This window comes from Leifsonia poae (genome assembly GCF_050632865.1).
GTDB lineage: Bacteria > Actinomycetota > Actinomycetes > Actinomycetales > Microbacteriaceae > Leifsonia > Leifsonia poae_B.
On record NZ_JBODSA010000002.1, the window covers coordinates 81,306 to 106,283 of the forward strand.

Consider the following 24,978-nt stretch of genomic DNA (forward strand, 5'->3'; position numbering starts at 1 on the left):
GCGGTCTCTACCCGGCAACAGACCGCTCTGCCGCCGTCACGGGCGACCCGCTGAGCGCCAGCGCGACCCGCTCCCCGGCTCCGGCCGCTCGCGCGCGCCGTGCTGCACGGACAGCTCGCGCCCGTCCTCCAGCCGCACCCGGGTGCGCCGCAGCGCGCCGAGGAAGCTCGTGGTGAGCACGACGCCGGGGAGGCCGTCCGGGGCGAGCAGCACGTCCTCCGGGCGCAGGTACGCGGTGACCGGGCCGTCCGCCACGGGCGACGCGAGCGGCACCTCCTGGCCGAGCACGTGGAGGCGGCCGTCGGCCACGGTGCCGTCCACGCGGTTGGTCAGCCCGACGAACTCGGCGACGAACGCGGTCGCGGGGCGGTGGTACAGCTCCTCGGGGCTGCCGATCTGCTCGATCCGGCCGGCTCGCATGACGGCGACGCGGTCGGCGACGGCCAGCGCCTCCTCCTGGTCGTGGGTGACGAAGAAGGTGGTGATGCCCAGTTCGGTCTGGATGCGGCGGATCTCGTCCCGCAGCTGGACGCGCACCTTCGCGTCGAGCGCCGACAGCGGCTCGTCGAGCAGCAGGACGCGCGGCTCGGTCACGAGGGCGCGGGCGAGAGCGACGCGCTGCTGCTGGCCGCCGGAGAGCTGGTGCGCGTACCGACCGGCGTGGTGGTCGAGGCCGACCAGCTCGAGGGCGGCGGCCGCACGGCGTCGGCGCTCGGCCGGGGCGACCTTGCGCATCCGCAGGCCGAACTCGACGTTCTGGCCCGAGGTCAGGTGCGGGAAGAGCGAGTACGACTGGAACACCATCCCGAGGTCGCGGCGGTTGGTCGGCTCGTCGGTGACGTCGCGTCCGTCGATGAGGATGCTGCCGCTGTCCACCCGCTCCAGGCCCGCGAGCGAGCGGAGGGCGGTGGTCTTGCCGCAGCCGCTCGGTCCGAGCAGGGCGATCAGCTCGCCGGGCGCGGCCGCGAGGTCGAAGCCGGCCAAGCCGGCGCCGCCGCCGAAGTCGCGGACGAGGTCGCGCAGCTCGACGGTCGAACCGGTGCGGGAGGAGAGCAGAGGGGTGCCTGAGATGTCGGGGGTTTCTGTGGCGGTCATGTCAGCCTTTCGCGGGACGACGGCGACGCACGCTCACGAGGCGGTCGACGACGACGAGGAGGAGGAACGCGAACACCAGCGCGAGGAGCGCGAAGATGACCGCGACGAACGGGTCGGACTGCGACACCAGCAGCAGGGACGTCTGCAGGTTGACGCGGGAGAGCAGCGAGGCGATGGTGAACTCGCCCAGCACGACCGCGACCGACAGCGCGGAGGCGGCGAGGATGCCGCGGCGCAGGTTCGGCACGAGGACGCGTGAGAGCACGGTCCACCAACCCGCGCCGAGCGAGCGGGCGGCCTCACTGAGGGTGATCATGTCGACCGCGGCGACGTTGCTCTGGATGGCGCGATACGCGTACGGCAGCACGGTGATGCCGTAGGCGAAGGCGAGCGTCCAGGCGCCCGAGCCGAAGATCCCGGTGACGACCGCGTACGTCGGCGCGAGGCCGACGACCATCACGATCGCCGGGATCATGATCGGGAGCAGGCAGATCCCCTCCAGCAGCCGACGCAGCTTCGGGAAGCGCAGCTCGACGAGCACGATCGTCGGCAGCAGCACCAGCAGCACGATCGCGACGGTGACGACGGCGAGCACGAGCGAGTTGCCGAGGCCCTGATAGACGCGGTCATAGCGGGTGGTCTCGCCGCTGAAGACGGCGATCCACCGGTCGAAGTTGTAGACGCCGGGCTTCGCGGTGCGGAGGGTGAACTCCACCATCGAGAACAGCGGGATGAGGAAGAACAGCCCGAGAATCGTCCAGATGACGGCGCGGACCGCGGGACCTGGACCGAGGCGGAGCTGTTGCGTCCGGCGACGACGGGGACGCGCGTCCACGGCCCGGCTCATCGCTGCCACCTCGCGGTGCGGCGGACGAGCGCGGAGTACGCGAGCATCACGACGACCATGACCACGAGCATTCCGAGCGCCATGGCGCCGGCGAGGTTCGCGCGGCCGAGGACGGTCTCGCTGATCAGCGCCTGACGGATCTGCAGCGACACGATGTTGTTCGCCTGGCCGACGAGCGCGGCGGCGGTCGCGTACGACGAGAACGCGTTGGCGAACAGCAGCAGCAGGCTGCCGAGGAACGACGGCAGCAGGATGGGGCCGCCGACGCGCGTCCAATACGTCCAGCGGCTGCCTCCGAGCGTCGCGGTCGCCTCCAGCCACTGCGGACGGAGTCCTTCCAGCGCCGGCATGAAGGTGATGACCATGAGCGGGATCTGGAAGTAGAGGTAGGGCAGGATCAGGCCGGGCACCGTGTAGAGCCAGACGCCGTTCTCGTAGATGTTGATGTGGGCGACGTTCCGCAGCAGGACGGTGACGAGACCCTGCGCGCCGATGGTCGCGATGAACGCGAAGGCGAGCATGACGCCGCCGAACTGGGCGAGGACGCTGCTGGCCGAATCCACCAGCGAACGCGTCGTGCCGCCGGGGCGCGAACGGAGCAGCGCGAAGCACAGCGCTGCGCCCGCGACCGCACCGACGATCGCGGTCACGGCCGAGAGCCAGAATGCGCCGAAGAAGGAGCCGGCGATGGCCGGCTCGGCGAGCCCGGTGAGGTTCGCCCAGGTGAACCGGCCCTCGCCGTCGAGGAACCCGCTCCCGACCGCGACGAGGGTCGGGATGGCGAGGAAGATCACGACGTAGAGGGCGAAGGGCGTGAGCCCCAGCACCGCGGCGGCCCCCGACCGGCGCCGCCGCCCGGCCCGCGCGGTGGCGGGCCGGGCCGACGACGGCTGCCGCCGGATCCCCGGTGCGGGGACTCCGGCGGCAGCGGGGTCGACCGCAGGCGCCGCGGCGCCTGTGACGGTCTCGGTCATCAGCCGACCGCGTTCGCCCAGGTGGAGTTGAGCAGCGTGCCCGCGTCGGTGGCCTGCTTGTCCGTCATGACGGCGACCTTGTCGAGCTTGCCCGGGAACTCGGCCTTGTCGAGGGTCCCGGCCTTCTCCATCGCGTCGACGCGCGCCGGGTAGGCGCCGCCCTTCAGCCACGCGTTCTGGGCGGCGTCGCTGTAGAGGTATTCCTCCCAGAGGCGCGCGGCCGCGGGGTGCGGGGCGTCCTTGTTGATGGCCTGGTTGTAATAGCCGACGTACGCGGTGCCCGGGAGCACGACGTACTTCCAGTTGACGCCGCCGCCCTTGATGGTGTCGGAGGTGGCGTAGCCCTTCTGGTTGAACGACCAGTCGAGCAGGACCGGGGTCTCACCGGAGGCGATGGTGTTCGGCTTGCCGTCGGCGGCGTTCCAGTTGCCCGCCTTCTTCAGCTTCGAGAACCACTCGACGCCCTTGCTCAGGTCGTCCAGCGTCCCGCCGTTCTGGAGGGTGGCGTATGCGACTGCGCCGGCCGCGGCGGCCGCCTGGGTCGGGTTGCCGTTGAGCGCGACGGCGCCCTTGAACTCGGGCTTCAACAGGTCGTCGAAGGACTTCGGCGCGGTCTTGATCTTGTTGGCGTCGTAGCCGACCGCCATGACGCCGTAGTAGCCGACCTTCCAGAGGCCGTCCTTCTCCTTCTGGTTCTCGGGGATGTCGTCCCACCCGGTCGGCTTGTACGCCGCGAAGTACTGGGTGTTCGCGAGAGCGACCGAGGAGCCGATGTCGAAAGTGTCGGGAGCGGTGTCCTGACCCTTGAGCTTCTTGGCCGCGTCGATCTCCTCCTGGCTGGAGGCGCTGTCCTGGCTCGGGTTGATGGTGATGCCGTACTTCTTGGTGAAGCCGTCGAAGATCTCCTGGTAGTTCGCCCAGTCGCCCGGCGTCGCGATGATGTTGAGGCTGCCCTCCTTCTTCGCGGCGGCGACCAGCGCGTCCATCCCGCCGGCCGACGCGGCGTCGGTGGCGGTGCTGATCTTCGCGGTGTCGGCGGTGCTGGCGTTCGCTCCGCCCGAGCAGGCGGCGAGCGAGAGTGCGACGACGGTCGCCGCGGCGGCGAGGCCGGCGGCGCGTGCGCGCTTGTTGATCACGGGTTCCTCCAGTGCAGGGTGTCGACCGGGCGGTGCGCCCGGACGTCGTCACGCTAGGGAGGGCAGGAGACCGCCCGGATTCGCGGCGGTGACGGGTCGGTGAACGTCCGGTGTCCGGGGTTGTCGGTAGGGTCGAGCCGTGGTCGAACAGGTCTCCCCGCGCTGGCCCGGCGCATCGCGCTCGCCGCCCAGGGCTTCGGTCGGCCACGCCCGGCCTCCGTCGGCACGCGCCAGCTGAACGGCGTCATCGACCGACTCGGGCTGCTGCAGATCGACTCGGTCAACGTGTTCGAGCGCAGCCACTACCTCCCCGCCTTCGCGCGGCTCGGGCCGTACGACCGCACGCTGCTCGACCGGCTGACCTTCGACGCACGCGGGCCGCACACCGAGTACTGGCCGCACGAGGCCGCGTTCCTGCGCAAGGAGGACTGGCCGCTGTTCCGCTGGCGCATGCGCGACTACCGCGAGCGCTACGGCGGCGCGGGCAGCTGGTTCGACGTCAATCAGTCGACCGTCGACTGGCTGCGCGCGGAGCTCGCCGAGCGCGGGCCGCTGGTCGCGGGCGAGATCGAGCACGACGCGAACCACCGCACCGGACCGTGGTGGGGCTGGTCGGAGGTGAAGCGCGCGCTGGAGCGGATGTTCCTGTTCGGCGAGGTCGCCGTCGCCGGGCGCACCCGGTTCCAGCGGCGCTACGGGCTGGCCGAGGATGTGCTGCCCGCCTCCGTGCTGTCGCGCACGGTCGACGACGCGGACGCGATCCGTGAGCTGCTGCGGCGCGCGGCGGTCGCGTACGGCATCGGCACGGCCCGCGACTTCGCCGACTACTACCGCATCAAGGGCCCGCGGGTCGGCGTCGCGCTCCAGGAGCTGGAGGACGCTGGCGAGCTCGTCCCCGTGCAGGTTCCCGGGTGGGAGAGCGCCGGCCGGCCGATGAAGGCGTGGATGCACCGGGATGCGCGCAAGCCGCGGTCTCTCGAAGCGATGGCGCTGCTGTCGCCGTTCGATCCGGTGGTGTGGTTCCGCGACCGCGCGCTCCGCATGTTCGGCTTCCACTACCGGATCGAGATCTACACGCCCGCGCCGCAGCGGGTGTACGGCTACTACTCGCTCCCGATCCTCGTCGACGACGCCCTGGTCGGGCGCATCGACCTCAAGAGCGACCGGCAGGCGCGCGTGCTGCGCATCCAATCGGCGTGGACCGAACCGGACGAGCCGCCGGTGCCGCTCGACCGCCTCCTCCCGTTGCTGGCCGAGACCGCCGCGTGGCAGGGGCTCGAGCGTGTGGAGGTCGCCGGAGGCGCCCGCGGCGACCTCGCGCCCCTCCTCGCGGACGCGCTGCGCCCGGGGGTAGGGTTCGGGGCATGACGTCACCGCTGGACTACCTGGATCAGGACGGGGCCGACGAGGCCGACTACGAGCAGCCGATGCGCGAGCTGTACGCCTACCACGACGGCGACACCTGGCTCGACGGCGTCGTCACCGGGGTCAGGCCGCACGCCGCGGCCGACGGCGGCACGCTGGTGCAGTTCGACGAACGCCTCTGGGTTCCCGCCCGCGAGGTGCGGCCGTCGGACCACTACGTCGCCGTGCTGCTCAACCCCGACTCCGAGGTCTACGCCGAGGTCATCCAGTCGCTGGTCGACGGACAGCCGAAGGAGATCATCCGCGACGTCTCGGCGATCGGCGACGGCGACAACGTCGGCACCGAATGGCGCCTGCTCGACGAGCCCACCACCGGGACCCGGGTGCGCTACCGGTATACGGGAACGGCCGAGCTGCAGGTGCCGGACGACGAGGACGAGGCGACGGTGTAGGCGCTACGCCGTCCGCCGCTGCAGCGTCAGCGCGCCGAGGATCACCGCGGCGAGCGCGAACGCGCCGATGATGAGCAGCTGGCCGCCGACGTAGGCGGCGTCGTGCGAGTCCGTCGCGACCGCATTCAACGCGTCCACGGCGTGCGACAGCGGGAGCCAGTCGCTGATCTCCTTGAGGCCCGCCGGGAGCTGGTCGCGCGGGAGGAAGATCCCGCCGAGGAGGATCTGCGGGAAGACCAGCAGCGGCATGAACTGCACCACCTGGAACTCGGTGCGGGCGAACGCGCTCGCGAAGAGCCCGAGCGTGCTGCCGAGGACCGCGTCCACCACCGCGACCGCGACGAGCAGCCACGGGTCGCCCTTCACGTCCAGCCCGCACACCCAGAGCGCGTACGCCGACGCGAGCAGCGCCTGCACGATCGCCAGCAGGCCGAACGCGAGGGTGTAGCCGAGAATGAAGTCGCCGCGTCCCATCGGCATCGACAGCAGGCGCTCCAGCGTGCCCGTGCGCCGCTCACGCAGCGTGGTGATGGAGGTGACCAGGAACATCACGATGAACGGGAACAGAGCGAGGATGGCCGGCCCGATGGTCTGGAAGACCGGGGTGTCGGTGAAGATCCACGCGACCAGTCCGATGAGCAGGCTCGGGACCACGAGGAGCAGGACGACCGTCCGCGGGTCGTGGCGGATCTGGGTGAGGACGCGGCCGGTGGTGGCGAGCGTGCGGGTCGGGTTCATCGCGCCTCCTCCTCGACGCCAGCCTGGGTGCCGCCGTCGTCCGGCAGCGCGTGGCGGGCATGTCGGCGGCGCAGGAGCGCGAGGAATGCGCCCTCGGCGTCCGCCGCGCCCGTCTCGGCCAGCAGCTCGTCCGGGGTGGCGTCGGCCAGCACGGCGCCCTCGCGCATCAGGATGAGGCGGTCGCAGCGGCTGGCCTCATCCATGACATGGCTGGAGATGAGGAGGCTGGTACCGGAGTCGGCGAGGCGGTGGAAGAGACCCCACAGCTCGACGCGCAGCAGCGGGTCGAGGCCGACGGTCGGCTCGTCGAGCACGAGGAGGTCGGGCGATCCGAGCAGCGCGGCGGCGAGGGAGACGCGGCTGCGCTGGCCGCCGGAGAGGGACGAGACCAGGCGTCCGGAGAAGTCTGCGAGGTCGGTCGCCTCGATCGCCCGGACGACGTCGGCGCGGCCGGCGCCGAGCACGCGGCGGAAGTAGTCCAGGTTCTGCCGGATGGTGAGGTCGTCGTAGACGCTCGCCGCCTGGGTCACGTATCCGACGCGGTGCCGCAGCGCCGCGGACCCGGCCGGCTGGCCGAGCACGGAGACGGTCCCCGACTTCACCTTCTGCACGCCGACGATGGCGCGCATGAGCGTGGTCTTGCCGCATCCGCTCGGACCGAGCAGGCCGACCACCTGGCCGCGCGGGATGCGGAGGTCGAGGCCGTGCAGCACGTCCGTCCGGCCGCGGCGCACCCGCAGGGAGTCGATCGCGACGGCCGGTTCCGCCGCATCCGGCGAATTCATCATGTGGTGAATTATTCGCCTGGCGCGCGGCCCCGTCAAGAGCCGGAGGCCGCCGTCTCCCCGAGCAGATGCGCCTGCACGACCGGTCCGACCCGCCGCACCAGCTCCTCCGCCGGAGCGCTCGCGATCGGCTCGATCCGCAGGCCGTAGCGGACCATCATCAGGCCGACCAGCTGGGAGGCGGCGAGCTCGGCCCGCAGTTCGGCGTCCGGGGCGTCGTTCAGCGCGGCGATCTTCGACAGCACCTCGCGGGACAGGAACTCGCGCACCATCCGGGTGCCCGGACCGCCGCCGAGCACGGTGCGCAGGATGACGACCATCCGCCGGGCGGCCTTCTCGTCGTCCAGCCGCTCCAGCAGGTAACGCACCAGCGCCTCCCCCACCCGGTCGCGCGGCCCGGACAGCACGACCTCCAGCACCCGGTCGGGCCGAAGCGGCGCCTCGAGGGACGCGGTGAACAGGTCGGGCTTGCCGTCGAAGTAGTGGTGGACGAGCGCGGAGTCGACGCCCGCGCGCCGGGCGACCGCGCGCAGCGAGGCCGCCTCGTACCCGCGCTCGGCGAACTCGTCGGCCGCCGCTTTGAGGATCGCCGAGCGCGTCGACGCCTCTCCGCGCGCCTTGCGCGGGCGGCCGGGACGGCGTCGTTCGGCGAGTTCGCTCACCCCGCCATTGTGCACCCGTGGGCCCGCTGTCCGTCTCTGAGGCGGTTGCTTCGAGTGTGATGGGAACGCGGTGGGCGCGGGCTCCCCCGAAGCTAGGATGTGAACCGCGCATCCACTCGACCCGGCGCCTGGCACACAAGGAGTTGCACCCACATGGAATGGCTCATTCCGGTCATCATCGTCGTCGTGATCGTGGCGATCATCGGGATCTACCTGTGGGCCACCTACAACTCGCTGGTGACGCTGAAGGTGCGCGTCGACGAGGCGTGGAGCGACATCACGGTGCAGCTCAAGCGGCGTGCCGACCTCATCCCGAACCTCATCGAGACGGTGAAGGGCTACGCGGCACACGAACGCGGCGTGTTCGAGTCGGTCACCAAGGCGCGCGCCGAGACGCTGTCCGCGCAGACGCCGGGTGAGGCGTCCGCCGCCGAGAACCACATGCAGACGGCACTGAAGAGCATCTTCGCGGTGGCCGAGGCGTACCCGCAGCTGCAGGCGAGCCAGAACTTCCTGCGCCTCCAGGCCGACCTGGTCGACACCGAGGACAAGATCCAGGCGTCCCGCCGGTTCTACAACGGCGGTGTGCGCGAATTCAACACGAAGATCAAGGTGTTCCCGAACAGCCTCTTCGCCCGGCGTCTGGGGTTCACCGAGCGCGACTTCTTCGAGGTCGACAACCTCGCAGCGATCGCCGAGCCCCCGCGCGTCCAGTTCTAGGGCCTAGATGTATCGGGCTATCGCCAGGAACAAGCGCAACACCGTCTTCATCATCCTGCTGTTCCTGATCATCATCGGTGCGCTCGGATGGCTGGCGGCGTACATCTACCAGAGCTACACGATCCTCGTCGTGGTCCTCATCGGGGCGATCCTCTACGCGCTCTTCCAGTACTTCCTGGCCAGCAGCCAGGCACTGAGCATGTCGGGCGCGATCCCCATCCAGAAGGCGGACAACCCGCGGCTGTGGAACATCGTCGAGAATCTGTCGATCACCACGGGCACACCGATGCCGGCCGTCTACATCGTCAACGATCCGGCGCCGAACGCGTTCGCCACCGGCCGTGACCCGCAGCACGCGTCCGTCGCCGCCACCACCGGACTGCTCGACATCATGACGGATGCCGAGCTCGAGGGCGTCATGGCGCACGAGCTCGGGCACGTGCGCAACTACGACATCCGGCTCGGGATGATCGTCTTCGGTCTGACCGTCGCGATCGGGTTCATCGCCGACATCTTCCTGCGGATGGCCTTCTTCGGCGGCAACCGGAACAACAACAACGGTGGCGGCGGGAACCCCGTCGTCCTGGTCTTCGGGCTGGTCGCGGCGATCGTCGCGCCGCTGGTGGCGACGCTCGTGCAACTCGCGGTGTCGCGGCAGCGCGAGTACCTGGCGGACGCGACCGGCGCGATGACCACCCGGCACCCGGATGCGCTGGCCAGTGCCCTGCTCAAGCTCGAGGCCTACGGCCGCCCGATGCGCAAGCAGAACACGTCGATGGCGCACCTCTGGATCAACGACCCACTCAAGCCCGGCCTGATGGCCCGCCTGTTCTCGACCCACCCCCGATCCCCCAGCGCGTCGAGCGCCTGGAGGGGATGGGCGGCTCCTTCTAGGCGCTGCCTCAGGCGCCGAGGACGCGGCGCAGGTACGCGTTCTCGAAGCGACGTTCAGGATCGAGCCGGTCGCGCACGGCGACGAAGTCGTCGAAGCGCGGATACAGTGTCCGGAAGTCGTCCGCATCCCGGGTGTGGAGCTTGCCCCAGTGCGGGCGGCCCTCCTGCGCGACCATGATCTCCTCGACCGCGTGGAAGTACTCCCGATGGTTCTCGCGGTAGTACCGGTGCACGGCGATGTAGCCGCTCTCGCGCTGGTACGCGGTCGACAGCCAGTTGTCGTCGGCGGCCGCGCTGCGCACCTCGATCGGGAACGAGATGCGCCAGCCGCGCCGCTCGATCAGCGCCTTGACCTCGGCGAGCGCGCCCGGCACCGCCTCCTCGGCAGCGCGTACTCCATCTCGCGAAATCGCACGCCCCGGTTGGTGACGTAGACGCTCGGCGCGTGGTCGGTGAAGTCGCGGTTGCCCGTCATCCGCTGGGCGAGCCGGCTGAACGGCGGGATGATCGCGGGCGCGACGGTCCCGACCGCGCAGACACCGCGGTAGACGCCGTTGGCCAGCAGCTCATCGTCGACCCAGCGCCCCACCCGCGACAGCGGCGCGCGCTCGGCGGTCAGCGGCAGCCGCGTGTTCGTCTTGGTGAGCGCCGTCTCGGTGTGCGGGAACCAGTAGAACTCGAAGTGGTCCTCCTCCGACGACCGCGTCAGGTACGAGTCGAGAGCGTCCTGCAACGGCTCCGGCCGCTCGACCGCCTGCAGCAGGTAGGCGGGGACGCACTGGAGGGTCACGTCCACGATCACGCCGAGCGCACCGAGACCGAGCCGCGCGGCGGGGAGCAGGTCGGCGTTCTGGGTCTCGTCGATACGCAGGAGTTCGCCCTCGCCGGTCACGAGCGTCACGCCCACGATCTGCGTGGCGAGCCCGCCGAACGAGCCGCCCGTGCCATGCGTGCCGGTCGAGGTGGCGCCGGCGATGGTCTGCCGGTCGATGTCGCCCATGTTCTCGAGCGCCAGTCCGTGCGGGCCGAGCAGCCGCGGCAGCTGGTGGAGGTGCGTGCCGGCCGCGAGCGTGACGCGTCCGCGCTCGAGGTCGACGTCCACGATCCCGGCGAGGTCTTCGAGGTCGAGCTGCACGCCGGGCGCGACGGCGATGCCCGTGAAGCTGTGCCCGGCCCCGACCGGCTTGATGCGCATCCCCTTCCGGGCAGCGGCCTGCACGGCGCGCTGCACGGCCTCCGCAGTCGCCGGACGCTCGACGCGCTGCGGGCGCACGGCCTCGGTCCGCGCCCAGTTGCGCCAGAGGCCACCGGCGGCGGTCACAGGAACATCTTCCCGTCGCCGCGGTAGCTCAGCGCCTCCCCGACGACCCGGGCGCGCCCGTCCACGGTGTCGACCAGGTGGAAGCCGTCGACGTGCTCGCTCAGCTCGCCGGACTTGGTGTGCCGCAGCCAGACCCGGTCGCCGATGCGCAGCACGCCGGCAGCCGCGCCCGCGAGCGGGCTCTGCACCTCCCCCGCCATCTCGCGGGCGACCATCGACAGGCCGGTCGGCCACTCCACCTTCGGGAGGCGGTCGGGCCCGGGCGGGCCGGACGCGATCCAGCCGCCGCCGAGCAGCACGGCCGTCTCCGGATTGGGACGCCGCACGACGGGCAGGGCGAAGGAGGCGGCGGGCGCCGGCTTGAACGACCGGTACGTGTCGAACAGGTGACCGCCGAACAGACCGCTGCCGGCCGCGATCTCGGTGACCGACGGGTCGGACGCGGTGAACTCGAGCGAGCCCGTCCCGCCGCCGTTCACGAACTCCAGGTCGGCGACCCCGCGCACGGCCGCGACCGCCTCGCCCCGCCGGGACAGCAGCTCCTCGCGCGAGTTCTTCTGCATCCAGCGCAGCGTGGCACCCCACGCCGGCTTGCCAGGCGGGTTGTCGCCCTGGCCCGCGATCTGCGCCTCGTAGCCCATCATCCCGACGAGGGCGAAGCCCGGTCGTCGCACGATGGTCTCGGCGAGCTCGCGCGCCGCGGACACGGAGTGCACCGGCGAACGGAACACGCCGACGTGGCCGATCACCGGGGCGAGCCACGAGGAGTCGAGCTCGAGGCAGAGCCGCAGCGTCTGGCGCTCGGCGGGAGCGACCACCGCGTCGATGAAGTCCAGGTGGGCGACGGAGTCGACCATGAGCGTCACGCGCGCGGCGAGCTCGGGCGAAGCGGCGAGCCGGCGGATCGCGGCGCGGTCGGCGGTCGGATAGCCGACCACGACGTCCTCGATCGGCGGGTGCTCCGCGTCGCCCTCGGCCAGCCACAGCGCCTCGGGCAGCGTGTAGGCGAGCACGCCCGCGTATCCCGGGAGCGCGAGCACCGCATCCAGCACCGACCGCACCCGCACCGACTTCGACGCGACCCGGATCGGCTTCGCCGGCTGACCGGTGGCTCCTCGAGCCGCGCGACGCAGCATGTCGTGCGCGTTGTGCCGCAGTGCCGGCAGGTGCAGCACGCCGAGCGGCGGGTCGAGCCGCGCGGTCGCCGCCGAGAGCGACGGCCAGAACGCGTCAGGGGCCGTCCAGGTCCGTTCGGCGGCGACGGGAGGCGTGGTGAGGTCGAGGTCGGGCACTAGCGCACCGCTTTCACTCGGGCGACCGCGAGCGCACCCGCGAACGCGAACAGGGCGGAGAGGACGAACAGCCCGGCGAAGCCGCCGAGCGCGGCGACGATCATCGCACCGAACAGCGGTGCGACCGCCTGCGGCACGGCGAGGGCGATGTTCATGATCCCGAGGTCCTTCCCGCGGGTCTCCGGATCGGGCAGCACTTGGGTGGCGAGGGCCTGATCCACGCTGAGGAAGCAGCCGTAGCCGAGGCCGAGCAGCGCCGCCGCGACGAAGGCGACGGACAGGTCGGGCACGAACGCCAGCAGCAGCGCAGCGACGCCCTGCACCGCCGACGACGCCCAGACGAACGCCTTGCGACGGCCGAGGCGGTCGGAGAGCCGGCCGAGCACCAGCGACGCCACGATCACGAACACCATGTAGATGAGGATGAGGATGAGCAGGTCGTCGTCCGCATGCGGATCGCGGAGGCCGAACTCCAGGAAGTACAGCAGCAGCGACGTCCCGAACGCGTTGCCGAAGTTGACCAGCACGCGGCTGAGCAGCGTCCAGCCGAAGTCGGGATGCGCGCGCGGGCTGATCCACAGCCCCTCGAACACGCCGCGCACGGTCATCGGCTCGCGCAGCTCGCGTGGGAGCACGGCGTCCGGCAGGAGCAGGAACGGCAGCACGAGCAGTAGTAGGAGCACGGCCATCGCGGCGTAGCCGACCACCGCGCCGACGAAGACGTAGGTCACGAGCGCGACGCCGAGGATGATGCCGATGGCCTGCGGCGCGCTGATCCAGCCGCTGACGTAACCGCGCTGGTCCACCGGCACCTGGTCGCTGATGGTCGCAGTGAGGGCGGCGGTCAGGATGCAGAACCCGGTGAGTGCGAGCGACCAGAAGACGCCCATCCCGACGATGGAGGTCTGCAGACCCAGCAGCACCAGGGAGACTGCGAAGATAAGGGCGCCGGCCGCGATCCAGGGGCGGCGGCGGCCGAAGCGGCTCGTGGTGCGGTCGGAGAGCGCGCCGGTGAGCGGGTAGGCGATGATCGCGCAGACGCCCGAGATGCCCGAGATCACGCCGAACGCGACCACATTCTCCACCCAGTCAATCGTGTGCAGCTGCGCCTGCACCTGGTCGGGCAGGAGCTTCTGGATGGGCGCGAGCTGCGCCATCCACACCCCGAGCCAGGCGACGGCGAAGGCGGCGATCCAGCGGCCCGGGACCTTGCGGACCGGTTCGGCGAAGACGGCCGGGGTCGTGGTGTGCGTCATCGGGGACCTGCCTTCCGGGCGCGGGCGAGGGCGAGGGCGGGGACTTCGGCGTCGACGGATGCGGGCGTCGCGAGGGCGGCGAGCGCATCGGCGGCGACGTCCATGGTCGCGGCCGCGGCGGCGTCGTCGCGGGTGACCAGCCAGCCGACGGTGAGGCCGTCGGTGAACGCGATCAGGATGCGGGCGACCTCGTCGAGCGGCCGCACCCAGGTGCTCCCGGTCAGGCGTGCCGCCTCGGCGGCGGCGTGCGCGGCGAGCTCGTGGTAGCGCGCGTACTGCCGGCGGGCGAGCGGTTCGAAGCCGGGCTCGCGGAGCGCCCACTGCGTCAGCTCGAGCATGGCCTTCTCGCGGTCGGGGTCGGCGCGGACACCGTCGAAGTAGTGCTGCAGCCCCGCGCGGAGCTCGTCGCGCAGGGCCGCGGCCTCCGCATCCGGCACGCCCGCGAGCACGGGATCGAGGTCGCGCTGCTCGCCGGCGACCGCCGCCTCGATCAGCTCGGCCATCAGCTCGTCGCGCGAGGCGAAGACGTAGTGGAAGCTGGCCAGCGGCATCCCGGCCTCCGCCACGATCCGCCGGGTCGTCGCGGCGGCGACCCCGTCGCGCGCCACCACGCGGAGCGCAGCCTGCACCAGCGCCGTGCGCCGGTCTGCCACCGGGATGCGCGTCATCCGGTCTCCTCGGGGGTCCGCCGCGCTCCATCGCACGGGGAGGAAGTGGGACAGTTGACCCAGATCACAGTATGCCGTAAATGGCGGCGATTCGTTTGACAGCGACCGCCGCTACCCCCTGGAATGGGGTGGAATGCGGGGATTTCTGAGCGACGTGTCACCACCAGTCCGGCCACGGGGGTCGATCGGACTGGTGTCTTTCGCGTCCGTCGCCGCCCTCGTCGCCCTGCTCTTCAGCGCCATGGGCCTGATCGGGGACGCGCCGCCCGCCTCGGCCGCCGGCGCCCCCGCCTCCAGCACCGCAGCATCCCGCATCGCAGCCTCCAGCACCGCAACCACCAGCACCGCCGCCACAGCCACCAGCTCGCCCGATCCGTTCGCACCGTCGCCCTCCGCCCCGGCCGACACCGCACCGCCGTCGAGCACTCCGTCGCCACCGCCGACGCCGCAGCCGGTCACCCTGAACCCGCTGCCGAGCGGCGTGATCACCGTCTTCCCCTCACCGTGTCGGGCACCGCCACGCCCGGCGACGCCGTCGCGGTCTCCGCCGGGTCGACGCCCGGCAGCGCCGAGAGCTGCCGCGCGAGCGTCCGCGACGACGGCCACTGGTCGTGCGGGCTCACCTCGCTCCCCGACGGCCCGAGCGTGGCCGTCCGCGCCGAAGCCCAGACCGGGAGCGCCGCGAGCGACCGCGTCATGGTGCTGCATCCCCCGGTCATCGCGAGCGGCGGCACGGTGCCCACCACGGGCGCGGTCCGCGGCACGGCGTACCCGGGCGCCCGCGTGACCGTCCGCGCCGACACCGGAGCGACGTGCACCTTCCCGGCCGACTCCAGCGGAGCGTGGGGATGCGTCCTCGGCGGGGATCTGGGTGACGGCCACCACACGGTCACCGCCACGCAGGTCGCCGACTTCTCGTCGCAGCGCTCGGCGTCGAGCGCGCGCGTGGTGCTGAACGTCGACCGGACCGCGCCTCCTCCTCCGGCCATCGCCGCGCCCACCGGTTCTGTGACCCCGGGCGCCCCCATCGCCTTCACCGGCAGCGGCGAGTCCGGCGCGCACGTCACGCTGTACGCCTCCACCGGCCAGGGCACCGTCGTGCTCTGCACCGCCGACGTCGCCGCGGGCGCCTGGGCCTGCCAGGGCGCGCTGCCCGCCGGCTCCTACAGCGTGTCCGCGCTGCAGCGGGATGCCGCCGGCAACGTCAGCGGGGGCAGCAACGTCGTCGCACTGACCGTCGCCGGCCCTGCGGCCGCGCCCTCCCCGTCGCGCACCCCCTCACCGTCGCCGACGCCGACACCGGCCGCGCCCGCCCCGGTGGCGCCCGGCGCCACGCCGCCGACCTCCTCCGGTCCGTCCGACCTGGGGCAGTACGACGCGCCGTTCACGACCGCCTCGGCGCCCGTCGTCTCGGCCGCCGCACTGCCCGGCTGGATGCGGTCCGCCGGCCTCGCCATCGCGGCGCTGCTCCTCCTGGTGCTCCCGGCGCGGCTGCTCGCCGCCGCGCTGGCCCGTGGCCGCCGCGAGCGCGGGCGGCGCGGGACACGGGGCTCGGTCTTCGGCCGCAACCGTCCGCGCGCGGACGTGTCGGATGCGTCGGCGCTGTTCGGCAGCGGCAGCGCCAGCGCCCGGGGCGCGGAGCGTGAGGCGTCCGACGCCGTCGCGTCCGGTGCCGCCGCGTCGGCCACGGCATCCACTGGTATCTCCGGCTGGACGACCGCCGCAGTGGGCGCGGCCACCGTGCTCCTGGTCTCGCTGTCCGCTCCGGTGTCGGAGGCGGGCGCCTACCCCGGCGTCCTGCTCGCCATCGCGCTCGCGGTCGCGGTGATCAACGCCGTCTGGGTGCTCGCCGGGCGCGGTCTGGCGACGCACCTCCACCTCCCGGCACCGCGCCTGGTCCTGCGGCCCGGGATGCTCGTCGTCGTGGCGGTCGCCGCCCTCGGCTCCCGCGTGCTCGGCCTCTCCCCTGCGCTGCTGTTCGCGCTCGTGCTCGGCCTCGCGATGGGACCGCACGCGGGCCGCGTGCGCCGAGGCCGGATCTCGGCCGTGCAGGTGTCGGCGGTTGCCGCGCTGGGCGTTCTCGCCTGGCTCGCGGTCGGCGCCCTGCCCGCGGCGACCACGCCCTTCACGGCGTTCCTGGCCGAGTTCGTCAACGTGCTCGCCCTCGCCGGCATCGGATCCGCGGCCGTCGCGCTGCTGCCGGTCGGCGGACTGGCAGGGCGGGCGATCGCGAAGTGGTCGCGCTGGCTGTGGGGCGGCCTGAGCCTGGTCGTGTACACCGTCCTGTTCGCGCTGCTGCTGCCGGTCGCGTCCCTCGTGGAGCACGGCGTCGGCGTCATCGTCATCGTCGGCGTGGCGGTCGGCTTCGCCGCGGCGAGCGTCGCCTTCTGGCTCTGGGAGCGGTACGTCGTGCCGGCGCTCGACCGCACAGCGCCGTAGGTCGCCGTCAGGACTGCGGCAGCGCGTCCACGTAGAACCAGTCGCCGCCCTCGCGCACGAACCGCGATACCTCGTGCAGGCTGCCGCGCTCGGAGCCCTTGTAATACGCCGTGAACGCGACCACGCCATCCACGTCGAAGGGTCCGCCGCGCTCGGTGCTCTCGATGTCCAGCCGGTACCAGCGCAGGCCGGGGTCGAGTTCGAGCGTGACGGGCCGAGTGGAGGGATGCCAGCTGCGCAGGAGGTAGTCCGCGTCCCCGAGCGCGAAGGCGCTGAACCGCGACCGCATCAGCCGTTCGGCGGTCGGCGCCGGAGCGCCGGCGTGGATCGGGCCGCAGCAGACGTCGTAGGTCTCGCCGCTGAGGCAGGGGCACCGGGTGGTCACCCTCCGAGCCTAACCGCCGGCACGAAGAGGCCCGGCCGGCGGCCGCGTCGGGGGATCTCGGTCGCCGGCCGGGCCGGGGACACCTCACCAGAAAGGGTGTCGGGATAAGTGTGCGGCACCAGTTCGGGAATCGACTCGGGATGGGCTGAGCGCTTTCGCAGAACCCGTCTGTCTACTGTTGCGCGGCCTGCTCGCCTGCCTGCTCGCCGGCTTCGACGACGCAGAACCGGTTGCCGTCGGGGTCGGCGAGCACGACGTAATCGGCACCCTCCTCGTACTCCCACTCGACCTCGGACGCGCCGAGCTCCCGCAACCGCTCGACCTCCGCAGCCTGGTCGGAGGCGTACAGGTCGAGGTGGTGCCGCGGGCTCGGGTTCGCCTCGCTCCCCACCAGCTTCAGCGCCAGCTGCACGCCCCTCCCCTCGGCCGGTTCGAGCAGCGCCCAGTCGACATCCGGCTCGTACCGCGGCCGGTAGCCGAGGGCGGCGGTCCAGAAGGCGATGGCACGCGGCACGTCGCGGACGCCCCAGACGATGGATCCGATCCTGATCATGCCCACCACCCTCGGCCTGTCCGCTCTCCGTGGCAACCGTCGCGACGGTGTAGCGTTGAGGCCATGGAAGGTCTGCTCATCGGATTCATCTGGCTCGTCGTCATCGTCGGCGGCGGCATCGCGCTCGCGGCCGTCATCCAGATGATCAAGGCGCCCTACCGCAACCGCTAGACGCCCATCCCGCCGCCTCCCGGTGCGCCGCGGGCCCGGCCCCCATAGCCCAATCGGTAGAGGCAGGCGACTTAAACTCGCCCGAGTGTGGGTTCGAGTCCCACTGGGGGTACTGCAGTAGCCCGCGCTGCACGATTCGTGCCGAATGGTCGCTATCGCGCGGCCATAACGACCATTCGGCACGAATCTGCGCCGACGCACGAAGGCCCGGTCCCTTACGGGGACCGGGCCTTCGCGTCGTCAGCGGTCGGCTACTTGGCCGAGACCTCGGCGGGCTGCTTCTCAGCGGCCTTCTTGCGGGCCGGAGCCTTCTTCGCCGGCTCCTCCGGGGCGGCCTCGACGGCCGGCTTCGGGCGGGCGGCGAACTCCTCGAACCCGGCGCGCGGGTTCTGGACGGCCTGGAGCGACACGATGTCGCGGCCGAGCCACACGTTGTTCCACCAGCCCCACAGCACGCGCCACTTGCGCTCCCAGGTCGGCATCGCCAGACCGTGGTAACCGCGGTGGGCAGCCCAGCCGAGGAAGCCCTTGACGGCGATCTTGCCCGACTGCAGGACGCCGATGCCGACGCCCAGGCCGGCGACCGCGCCGAGGCTCTTGTGGTAGTACTGGCGCGGCAGCTCGCCGCGGAGGGTGGCGATGATGTTCTTCGCCATCAGCTTGCCCTGGCGCACGGCGTGCTGCGCGTTCGGGACGCAGTAGCCGCCGACGCCCGCACCGGTGAGGTCCGGGACGGCGGACACGTCGCCCGCGCCCCAGGCGTCCTCGATGATCTCGTCGTCGGTGCCCACGCGCAGGTCGGCGCGGACGCGCAGACGGCCGCGCTCCTCGATCGGGAGGTCGGTGTGGCGGACGATCGTCGGGTTCGCCATGACACCGGCGGTCCAGACGATGAGGTCCGACTCGAAGCTCTCGCCGGTCGACAGCTGGATGACGCCGTCCACCGCGCTCTGCAGCTGCGTCTCGAGGTGGATCTGCGCGCCGCGCTCGGCGAGGTTCTTGATCACCCAGTGGCTGGTCGGGAGCGACACCTCCGGCATGATCCGGCCCATGGCCTCGATCAGGTGGAAGTGCGTGTCCTCGAAGGCGATCTCCGGGTAGCGCTTCAGCAGCGCGCTCGCGAACGACCGGAGCTCGGCGAAGATCTCGATGCCGGCGAAGCCGCCGCCGACGACCACGACGGTGAGCAGACGGTCGCGCTCCGGGCCGGCCGGCATCCCGGCGGCCTTGTCGAAGTTCGTCAGGAGGCGGTCGCGGATGTACACGGCCTCCTCGATGTTCTTGAGGCCGACGGCCTGGTCGGCGACGCCCGGGATCGGGAAGGTGCGCGACACGGCGCCGGCGGTGACCACGACGATGTCGTACTCGAACTCGTACGCCTCGCCCACCGGCGGCTGGATGGTGGCCACCTTGCGCGCGTGGTCGACGTAGGTGACCTTCGCGGTGATGATGTTGGTCGTCTTGAGGTGGCGACGGTGCGCGACCACCGCGTGACGCGGCTCGATGGAGCCTGCCGCGACCTCGGGGAGGAAGGGCTGGTACGTCATGTAGGGCAGCGGGTCGACCATGGTGACCTCGGCCTCGCCCGGGCGGAGCTGCTTCTCGAGCTTCCACGCGGTGTAGAAGCCGGCGTATCCGCCGCCGACGATCAGGATTTTGGGCACAGTGATGCGTCTCCTCAACACGAAAAGTTTGGGCCTACATTACTCCTTGCTGCGCATCCGCCTGAAATGCGACGACACACCCACGCCGCCGAGGGCGACGAGGACGAGGAAGCCGGCGATCAGGGCGAACGGGAGCCAGAAAGCGGTGAGGACGCTCCATTGCGGCCAGAACATCTGCGTCCATGGTAGCGCGGGTTCGGGGGTCAGCTTCGCCGGCACGGGGACCGCCTGTGCGTTTCCGTCCGCCGACGGCGGCGCGGTGGCGCTGGGCGACTGCGCGCGGCGGTGGATGCGGATCCAGTCGGCGAGGTCCCCCATCGGGTTGGCGGTCACGTGCGGCACGTCCTCCCTGACCGCGGCCGCCGCGTCCAGCAGTCCGTACCCGTAGATGGGGCTCGGGACGGCACCGCCGGCAGGCCTGGCGGTGCGGATGACCCGCTCGATCACATCCGGCGCCTTGAGCTCGGGATGCGCGGCCCGCACGAGCGCGACCGCGCCGGAGACGAGCGGCGCGGCGCCGCTGGTGCCCGCCCACTGCACGTAGCCGCCGCCCGGGTTCGCGCCGACCAGCTGCTCGCTCGGGGCCGAGACGCCGATCGTGATGCCCTGGGCGGAGGCGTCGAAGCTGGCCTTCCCCGCGCGGTCGACCCCGGCGACGGTCAGCACGCCGGGGATCGTCGCTGGAGCCCCGACCTCGGTGGTGCCGCTCCCCCGGTTGCCCGCCGCGGCCACGATGACGACGTCGTGGTCGAACGCGTACTGGAACGCCTCGTCCCAACTGGTCGGCCAGTCGAGCGTGTTGCGGGTGAGGGACATGTTGATGACCGAGGCGCCGTTGTCGACCGCCCAGCGCACCGCGTCGGCGATCTGCGTGTCGCTGCCGACCGGTCCCATCGCCTTTCCGAGGGCGACCGAGACCGGGAGGATGGTGGCCTCGGGCGCCGCGCCGAGCACGCCGTCGCCGGGCCCGGTCCCCCGCCCCGCGAGCAGCGAGGCGACCCAGGTGCCGTGGTTGGCGCTCTCGGCGTCCCCGAGCGGCTTCTGGCCGTTCGGCGCGCCGACGCCGGAGACGTCGGTGCCGCCGCCGATCGCGCCCGCGAGATCCGGGACGGAGCCGTCGACTCCGGTGTCGATCACCGCCACCTTCACCCCGGCTCCGCGCGTGGTGCTCCAGGCCTGCTCGAAGCCGTAGTCGTTCAGCCAGTACTCCAGGTCGCGCACCTGGTCGGCGCGCGCGGCAGTTGCCGGGACGACCGCCGCCGCGACCGCGAGAGCGGCGGCTGCCGCGGTCGCGACCAGGCGTCGCGCCCTCCCGGTGGCCGATCCCCCCGTCACAGCTCCCCTAGCCGGCGATGTCGATGCGGCACTCGCACACCGCGGGCGACCAGTCGCCGCGGGCGAGCGCGAGATCGCCGATCGGGTTGACGCCCGGGCCGGCCGCGAGCGCGTGTGCGGCCAGCGCGTGCAGGCACTTCACCCGGGACGGCATCCCGCCCGCGGAGATGCCCGCGATCTCCTCGACGACCGCGATGGACTCCCGGTCGGCGAGGTACTGCTCGTGCGCGACGCCGTACTGGGCGCGCACCTCCTCGTCGTCGGCGAGGAGGTCGTTGTACTCGCTCATCACCTGGGTCGCCTCGAGCGCGGACATCGCCGCGGTCGCTGCCGGGTGCGTCAGGTAGTAGAAGGTCGGGAACGGCGTGCCGTCGTCGAGGCGCGGGGCGGTGGAGACCACCGTCGGGCGGCCGCACACGCAGCGGGCGGCGATGCCGACGACGTTGCGCGCGGGGCGTCCGAGCTGCTGGGAGACGACGGCGATGTCCTCGTCGGTGACGGGATCGAAGGGAGGTCTGGTCATGCGGGTTCTACTTCTTCGGTGCGGGATTCGGGGTCGGCGTGGGTGCGGGCGTGGAGCCGGCGCCCCCGTCGCCGCTGAGCTGCTGCGGGGTGGCGTCGGTGAGCCCGGCGCCCATGAACGAGCCGAACAGCGAGCCGACCCAGTCGGTCTGCGTCTTCTGGAGCTTGGAGCTGACCGGCGTGGTGTCCTGTTTGGCCGCCGGCGGGCGGTCGTCGATCACCAGATAGCTGGTCTCGCCCGGCATCACGTAGTACAGGCGGTCGCGTGCCTGGGCGCGGAGGTAGCTGGGGTCGTTCCAGCGGGCGCGCTGGTCCTTGAGCGTGTCGACCTGGGCTGCGAGCTGGTCGACGGCGCGCTGCTGGTCGGCGATCTGCTGTCGCTGGGAGAGGAACGCCTGCACGGTCGGCGCGAGGACGATGACGGCCAGGACGAGCACGCCCATCATCACGAGCGAGAACGCCGAGAAGTGGAGCTGGCGGAGCCAGCTGCCGGTGCCCGTCGGGCGGGACATGCGCACCGGGACGCGGCGCGTGCGCGGCTTCGGCATGGGCCCTCCCGGTTCGTCGTGGCGGAGCCGGTCGGCCCCTTCTCATCGTAGGCGATGCGGGTGGGGGCGCCGGTGGCACGCCGGGGTGTCGGGATGCGCTCAGCCGCCGCTCAGGACGGCGATGAGCCGCACCACTCCGACCGCCGCGAGGACACCGCCCCCGAGTGCGAACACGGCGCCGAGCGCCCGGGCGTCGCGCGGCCGGAACGGCCGGCGCGCGTCCTCGTCGGCGAAGAACGCGGCGGCGCGCCCCGGACGCACCAGGAGGACGACGCCGAGCACGGCGAACAGCACCGCCAGCGCGAGGAACAGCGCCAGCGGCAGCGCCTCCGTCTCGACCCGCACCATCCCTCCATTCTGCCGCCGGTCCCCCGCCCGCCGAAGTGCAGGTAACTGCGGCCGACACGCCGTGCGCGTGCGCAACTACCTGCACTTCGGGATAGACGACGTCCCAGGGACGCGGAACGGCCCCGGAGCGGGAGCTCCGGGGCCGTTCGGGGCGCGTTACGCGGTGAAGCGCGGGAAGGCGCTGCGGCCGGCGTAGACGGCGGCGTCGCCCAGCTCCTCCTCGATGCGGAGCAGCTGGTTGTACTTGGCGACGCGCTCGGAGCGGGCCGGGGCGCCGGTCTTGATCTGGCCGGCGTTGGTGGCGACGGCGAGGTCGGCGATCGTGGTGTCCTCGGTCTCGCCCGAGCGGTGCGAGAGAACAGCGGTCATGCCGCTGCGTTGCGCGAGCGATACGGCGTCCAGCGTCTCGGTCAGGGTGCCGATCTGGTTGACCTTGACCAGGATGCTGTTGCCGGCGTGCTTGGCGATGCCCTCGGCGAGGCGCTTCGGGTTGGTGACGAACAGGTCGTCGCCGACGAGCTGCAGCTTGGTGCCGAGCTCGGCGGTGAGGTGCGCCCAGCCGTCCCAGTCGTCCTCGGCCAGCGGGTCCTCGATGGAGACCAGCGGGTAGTTGGCGGCGAGCTCCAGGTAGTAGGCGCTCATCTGCTCGGAGGTGCGGTCCTGGCCCTCGAAGCGGTAGACGCCGTTCTCGAAGAACTCGGTGGACGCGACGTCGAGGCCGAGCGCGATGTCGCGGCCGACGGTGAAGCCGGCCTTCTCGATCGCCTCGGAGATCAGGTCGAGCGCAGCACGGTTGTGCTCGAGCTCCGGCGCGAAGCCGCCCTCGTCGCCGAGGCCGGTGTTGAGGCCCTTCGACTTCAGCAGCGACTTGAGCGAGTGGTAGGTCTCGACGCCCCAGCGCAGGCCCTCGGAGTAGGTCTCGGCGCCGAGCGGCAGGACCATGAACTCCTGGATGTCGACGCCGGTGTCGGCGTGCGCGCCGCCGTTGATGATGTTCATCATCGGCACGGGGAGGATGTGGGCGTTCGGGCCGCCGATGTAGCGGAACAGCGGAAGGTCGGCCGAGTCGGCGGCGGCCTTCGCGACCGCGAGGCTGACGCCGAGGATGGCGTTGGCGCCGACGCGCTTCTTGTTGTCGGTGCCGTCCAGGTCGATCATGGCCTCGTCGACGAGACGCTGGTCGGAGGCCTCGAAGCCCTCGATCGCAGGTCCCAGCTCGTCGAGCACCGCGTCCACGGCCTTGAGCACGCCCTTGCCGAGGTAGCGCTCCTTGTCGCCGTCGCGAAGCTCGTAGGCCTCGAACGCGCCGGTGGACGCACCGGACGGGACCGCGGCGCGGCTGACCGTGCCGTCCTCGAGGAGGACTTCGACCTCGACGGTCGGGTTCCCGCGCGAGTCCAAGATCTCGCGAGCGCCTACAGCTTCGATTGCAGCCACAACTGTCTCCTTGCGTGGTTTTCGTGGATTCCGAAGACAGTCTAGTGAGCGGGCGGACCCGCCGACGCCCCTAGCTCAGCGGCTTGAGCTCGAGGGCCGACGCGTCGGCCGTGTCGGCGTTCACGAAGGCGAACGAGCGGAACCCGGAGGCGGCCGCCCGGTCGAGCACGGCCTTGAGGTTCTTGGCCCGCCGGTCGAGCCGCACGCGCGACCCCCGCGCGATGAGCTCGGACTTGATCGCGACCAGCCGGTCGAGCGGCACGAGGGGGTCGTAGACGAGCACCACCGACTCCTGAGCGGCGTCCTCCGGCAGCTCGATGAGGTCGACGACGCGCTCGAAGCCGATCGAGAATCCCGCCGCCGGGACGTCGGTGCCGAGGAAGCGCCCGATCATCCCGTCGTACCGCCCGCCGCCGCCGACGGAGCTTCCCGACCCCGGGTGCGAGATCTCGAAGATCGTGCCGGTGTAGTAGCCCATCCCGCGCACGAGCGTCGGGTCGAAGCGCAGCGAGACGCCCGGCGGCAGCGTGTCGAGTGCGTGCGCCAGCGCCTCCAGGTCAGCCACCGCGTCGGTGTCCATGCCCGAGGGCAGGATTCCCGTGATCGCCTCGACGGTCAGCTCGACGCCACCGTCGGCGAGGTGCGGCTCGAGGTCGGCCAGGATCCCGCCGAGCACCGCGGCCGCGTCGGCCCCGCCCTCGGCGAGTTCCGCCACGACCCCGGACGCGCCGATCTTGTCGAGCTTGTCGATCGAGATGAGCACCTGCGGCCAACGCGTCTCGTCGAACCCGCAGTACTCCAGCAGGCCGTTCAGGATGCGGCGGTCGTTGATCCGGATGGTGCAGTCCTCCAGCCCCAGCGCCTCGAGCGCCGCGGCCGTCGCCGTGATCAGCTCGACCTCGGCGAGCTGGGTGCCCTCGCCGATGATGTCGATGTCGCACTGCACGAACTGGCGATAGCGGCCCTTCTGCGGCCGCTCCGCGCGCCAGACCGGCGCGATCTGGATGCTGCGGAAGACGGGCGGCAGTTCGGCCCGGTGAGACGCGTAGAACCGCGCCAGCGGCACGGTGAGGTCGAAGCGGAGCCCGAGGTCGGACAGGCCGAGCACGTCGCCGGTCTCGATCGCGGCGGTCAGGTCGTCGCCGTCGAGGCCGCGCTTCAGAATGCTGAACGACAGCTTCTCGTTGTCGCCGCCGAGCCCCGAGTGCAGCCGCTCGACGTCTTCGACGACCGGTGTCTCGATCTCGTCGAAGCCGTGCGCCGCGAAGCTGCGCCGGATCACGCCGAGCGCATGCTCGCGGCGAGCTTTCTCGGCGGGGAGGAAGTCGCGCATGCCGCGGGGCGGGGTGATCGGTGAGGCCATGCGTCGAT

Annotated in this window: 24 protein-coding genes, 1 tRNA gene and 2 pseudogenes; 6 read left to right on the top strand and 21 right to left on the bottom strand. The window is 71.8% G+C overall.

The genetic code is table 11. The annotated features are described in order from the left end of the window. Positions 1 to 36 precede the first annotated feature (36 nt). Genes ACRAWB_RS07595 through ACRAWB_RS07610 form a run of 4 tightly spaced genes read right to left on the bottom strand, consistent with a single transcriptional unit; the run spans position 37 to position 4,052 of the window. Positions 37 to 1,095, bottom strand: a complete 1,059-nt coding sequence (locus ACRAWB_RS07595) for an ABC transporter ATP-binding protein (protein WP_431352794.1) — start codon at positions 1,093 to 1,095, stop codon at positions 37 to 39. 1 nt (position 1,096) lies between these two features. Further along, positions 1,097 to 1,951 carry an ABC transporter permease gene (locus tag ACRAWB_RS07600; protein ID WP_431352795.1) on the bottom strand — a complete coding sequence of 285 codons (855 nt, stop codon included), beginning with the start codon at positions 1,949 to 1,951 and terminating at the stop codon, positions 1,097 to 1,099. Beyond that, positions 1,939 to 2,937, bottom strand: coding sequence for an ABC transporter permease (locus ACRAWB_RS07605; protein WP_431353161.1), 999 nt, complete (start codon positions 2,935 to 2,937; stop codon positions 1,939 to 1,941). Before ACRAWB_RS07605 ends, ACRAWB_RS07600 begins: the two co-directional genes overlap by 13 nt. After that, entirely contained in the window at positions 2,916 to 4,052 is a 1,137-nt protein-coding gene (locus ACRAWB_RS07610) for an ABC transporter substrate-binding protein (protein WP_431352796.1), read from the bottom strand. The genes ACRAWB_RS07605 and ACRAWB_RS07610 overlap by 22 nt, the downstream gene beginning before the upstream one ends. A 120-nt stretch (positions 4,053 to 4,172) precedes the next feature. On the opposite strand from ACRAWB_RS07610, the gene ACRAWB_RS07615 reads away from it, so the two are divergent. Together ACRAWB_RS07615 and ACRAWB_RS07620 are read left to right on the top strand one after the other, a co-directional pair. Next, the gene (locus tag ACRAWB_RS07615) at positions 4,173 to 5,420 is read left to right on the top strand and encodes a winged helix-turn-helix domain-containing protein (protein WP_431352797.1); all 1,248 of its coding nucleotides are present in this window, start codon (positions 4,173 to 4,175) and stop codon (positions 5,418 to 5,420) included. Next, positions 5,417 to 5,869, top strand: a complete 453-nt coding sequence (locus tag ACRAWB_RS07620) for a hypothetical protein (RefSeq protein ID WP_431352798.1) — start codon at positions 5,417 to 5,419, stop codon at positions 5,867 to 5,869. Before ACRAWB_RS07615 ends, ACRAWB_RS07620 begins: the two co-directional genes overlap by 4 nt. 3 nt (positions 5,870 to 5,872) lie before the next feature. Here ACRAWB_RS07620 and ACRAWB_RS07625 read toward each other — a convergent pair whose 3' ends face one another. From ACRAWB_RS07625 to ACRAWB_RS07635, 3 genes are read right to left on the bottom strand one after another with little or no spacing between them, the layout of a single operon-like run. Next, a complete protein-coding gene (locus ACRAWB_RS07625) occupies positions 5,873 to 6,607 on the bottom strand; it encodes an ABC transporter permease (protein WP_431352799.1) in 735 nt (244 codons plus the stop codon). Then, positions 6,604 to 7,392 (bottom strand): ABC transporter ATP-binding protein, encoded by a 789-nt coding sequence (locus ACRAWB_RS07630; RefSeq protein WP_431353162.1) that lies wholly within the window; start codon positions 7,390 to 7,392, stop codon positions 6,604 to 6,606. The genes ACRAWB_RS07625 and ACRAWB_RS07630 overlap by 4 nt, the downstream gene beginning before the upstream one ends. 35 nt (positions 7,393 to 7,427) lie before the next feature. Then, a complete protein-coding gene (locus ACRAWB_RS07635) occupies positions 7,428 to 8,054 on the bottom strand; it encodes a TetR family transcriptional regulator (RefSeq protein ID WP_431352800.1) in 627 nt (208 codons plus the stop codon). A 153-nt stretch (positions 8,055 to 8,207) separates the two neighbouring features. On the opposite strand from ACRAWB_RS07635, the gene ACRAWB_RS07640 reads away from it, so the two are divergent. Together ACRAWB_RS07640 and ACRAWB_RS07645 are read left to right on the top strand one after the other, a co-directional pair. Further along, positions 8,208 to 8,774, top strand: a complete 567-nt coding sequence (locus ACRAWB_RS07640; protein WP_431352801.1) for a LemA family protein — start codon at positions 8,208 to 8,210, stop codon at positions 8,772 to 8,774. A gap of 7 nt (positions 8,775 to 8,781) precedes the next feature. After that, a pseudogene (locus ACRAWB_RS07645) lies at positions 8,782 to 9,668 on the top strand (M48 family metalloprotease). 8 nt (positions 9,669 to 9,676) lie between these two features. On the opposite strand, the pseudogene ACRAWB_RS07650 reads toward ACRAWB_RS07645, so the two are convergent. From ACRAWB_RS07650 to ACRAWB_RS07670, 5 genes and pseudogenes are all read right to left on the bottom strand, one after another. Continuing rightward, positions 9,677 to 10,989 (bottom strand): annotated as a pseudogene (locus tag ACRAWB_RS07650) (D-arabinono-1,4-lactone oxidase). Further along, positions 10,986 to 12,281: an amino acid deaminase/aldolase gene (locus ACRAWB_RS07655; RefSeq protein WP_431352802.1), complete on the bottom strand. Its 1,296-nt coding sequence runs from the start codon at positions 12,279 to 12,281 to the stop codon at positions 10,986 to 10,988. The pseudogene ACRAWB_RS07650 and the gene ACRAWB_RS07655 overlap by 4 nt, the downstream one beginning before the upstream one ends. Then, positions 12,281 to 13,537, bottom strand: coding sequence for an MFS transporter (locus ACRAWB_RS07660; protein WP_431352803.1), 1,257 nt, complete (start codon positions 13,535 to 13,537; stop codon positions 12,281 to 12,283). The genes ACRAWB_RS07655 and ACRAWB_RS07660 overlap by 1 nt, the downstream gene beginning before the upstream one ends. Continuing rightward, positions 13,534 to 14,205 carry a TetR/AcrR family transcriptional regulator gene (locus ACRAWB_RS07665; protein ID WP_431352804.1) on the bottom strand — a complete coding sequence of 224 codons (672 nt, stop codon included), beginning with the start codon at positions 14,203 to 14,205 and terminating at the stop codon, positions 13,534 to 13,536. The genes ACRAWB_RS07660 and ACRAWB_RS07665 overlap by 4 nt, the downstream gene beginning before the upstream one ends. A gap of 111 nt (positions 14,206 to 14,316) precedes the next feature. Then, complete coding sequence (locus ACRAWB_RS07670) at positions 14,317 to 14,694, bottom strand: hypothetical protein (protein WP_431352805.1); 378 nt, start codon at positions 14,692 to 14,694, stop codon at positions 14,317 to 14,319. Positions 14,695 to 14,709: 15 nt separating this feature from the next. Here ACRAWB_RS07670 and ACRAWB_RS07675 point away from each other — a divergent pair, with 15 nt between their 5' ends. Continuing rightward, positions 14,710 to 16,644, top strand: coding sequence for an Ig-like domain-containing protein (locus tag ACRAWB_RS07675; RefSeq protein WP_431352806.1), 1,935 nt, complete (start codon positions 14,710 to 14,712; stop codon positions 16,642 to 16,644). Between the two features lie 7 nt (positions 16,645 to 16,651). Here the strand turns inward: ACRAWB_RS07675 and ACRAWB_RS07680 are convergent, their stop codons facing one another. Beyond that, entirely contained in the window at positions 16,652 to 17,029 is a 378-nt protein-coding gene (locus ACRAWB_RS07680; protein ID WP_431352807.1) for a YchJ family protein, read from the bottom strand. A 172-nt stretch (positions 17,030 to 17,201) separates the two neighbouring features. Beyond that, positions 17,202 to 17,582, bottom strand: a complete 381-nt coding sequence (locus ACRAWB_RS07685) for a VOC family protein (protein ID WP_431352808.1) — start codon at positions 17,580 to 17,582, stop codon at positions 17,202 to 17,204. A 209-nt stretch (positions 17,583 to 17,791) separates the two neighbouring features. Between ACRAWB_RS07685 and ACRAWB_RS07690 the strand changes: the two genes are divergently transcribed. Continuing rightward, positions 17,792 to 17,865, top strand: a tRNA-Leu gene (locus ACRAWB_RS07690). A gap of 139 nt (positions 17,866 to 18,004) precedes the next feature. Here the strand turns inward: ACRAWB_RS07690 and ACRAWB_RS07695 are convergent. The 7 genes from ACRAWB_RS07695 to hisS all read right to left on the bottom strand — a co-directional run bounded on the left by ACRAWB_RS07695 (position 18,005) and on the right by hisS (position 24,970). Beyond that, complete coding sequence (locus tag ACRAWB_RS07695; RefSeq protein ID WP_431352809.1) at positions 18,005 to 19,417, bottom strand: NAD(P)/FAD-dependent oxidoreductase; 1,413 nt, start codon at positions 19,415 to 19,417, stop codon at positions 18,005 to 18,007. A 39-nt stretch (positions 19,418 to 19,456) separates the two neighbouring features. Next, positions 19,457 to 20,752: a S8 family serine peptidase gene (locus ACRAWB_RS07700; protein WP_431352810.1), complete on the bottom strand. Its 1,296-nt coding sequence runs from the start codon at positions 20,750 to 20,752 to the stop codon at positions 19,457 to 19,459. A 7-nt stretch (positions 20,753 to 20,759) separates the two neighbouring features. Then, positions 20,760 to 21,275, bottom strand: coding sequence for a DUF501 domain-containing protein (locus ACRAWB_RS07705; RefSeq protein ID WP_431352811.1), 516 nt, complete (start codon positions 21,273 to 21,275; stop codon positions 20,760 to 20,762). 7 nt (positions 21,276 to 21,282) lie between these two features. Continuing rightward, positions 21,283 to 21,822 carry an FtsB family cell division protein gene (locus ACRAWB_RS07710; protein WP_431352812.1) on the bottom strand — a complete coding sequence of 180 codons (540 nt, stop codon included), beginning with the start codon at positions 21,820 to 21,822 and terminating at the stop codon, positions 21,283 to 21,285. A 99-nt stretch (positions 21,823 to 21,921) separates the two neighbouring features. Beyond that, entirely contained in the window at positions 21,922 to 22,170 is a 249-nt protein-coding gene (locus tag ACRAWB_RS07715; protein ID WP_431352813.1) for a hypothetical protein, read from the bottom strand. 156 nt (positions 22,171 to 22,326) lie between these two features. After that, positions 22,327 to 23,607 carry a phosphopyruvate hydratase gene (eno, locus tag ACRAWB_RS07720; protein ID WP_431352814.1) on the bottom strand — a complete coding sequence of 427 codons (1,281 nt, stop codon included), beginning with the start codon at positions 23,605 to 23,607 and terminating at the stop codon, positions 22,327 to 22,329. A gap of 70 nt (positions 23,608 to 23,677) precedes the next feature. Then, entirely contained in the window at positions 23,678 to 24,970 is a 1,293-nt protein-coding gene (hisS, locus tag ACRAWB_RS07725; RefSeq protein ID WP_431352815.1) for a histidine--tRNA ligase, read from the bottom strand. Positions 24,971 to 24,978 lie beyond the last annotated feature (8 nt).

Coding starts and splice junctions, on each gene's coding strand:
- ACRAWB_RS07595 (WP_431352794.1), bottom strand. CDS start 1,095: ATGACCGCCACAGAAACCCCCGACATCTCAGGCACCCCTCTGCTCTCC.
- ACRAWB_RS07620 (WP_431352798.1), top strand. CDS start 5,417: ATGACGTCACCGCTGGACTACCTGGATCAGGACGGGGCCGACGAGGCC.
- ACRAWB_RS07625 (WP_431352799.1), bottom strand. CDS start 6,607: ATGAACCCGACCCGCACGCTCGCCACCACCGGCCGCGTCCTCACCCAG.
- ACRAWB_RS07630 (WP_431353162.1), bottom strand. CDS start 7,392: ATGAATTCGCCGGATGCGGCGGAACCGGCCGTCGCGATCGACTCCCTG.
- ACRAWB_RS07640 (WP_431352801.1), top strand. CDS start 8,208: ATGGAATGGCTCATTCCGGTCATCATCGTCGTCGTGATCGTGGCGATC.
- ACRAWB_RS07660 (WP_431352803.1), bottom strand. CDS start 13,537: ATGACGCACACCACGACCCCGGCCGTCTTCGCCGAACCGGTCCGCAAG.
- ACRAWB_RS07665 (WP_431352804.1), bottom strand. CDS start 14,205: ATGACGCGCATCCCGGTGGCAGACCGGCGCACGGCGCTGGTGCAGGCT.
- ACRAWB_RS07685 (WP_431352808.1), bottom strand. CDS start 17,582: ATGATCAGGATCGGATCCATCGTCTGGGGCGTCCGCGACGTGCCGCGT.
- ACRAWB_RS07705 (WP_431352811.1), bottom strand. CDS start 21,275: ATGACCAGACCTCCCTTCGATCCCGTCACCGACGAGGACATCGCCGTC.
- ACRAWB_RS07710 (WP_431352812.1), bottom strand. CDS start 21,822: ATGCCGAAGCCGCGCACGCGCCGCGTCCCGGTGCGCATGTCCCGCCCG.
- ACRAWB_RS07715 (WP_431352813.1), bottom strand. CDS start 22,170: ATGGTGCGGGTCGAGACGGAGGCGCTGCCGCTGGCGCTGTTCCTCGCG.
- hisS (WP_431352815.1), bottom strand. CDS start 24,970: ATGGCCTCACCGATCACCCCGCCCCGCGGCATGCGCGACTTCCTCCCC.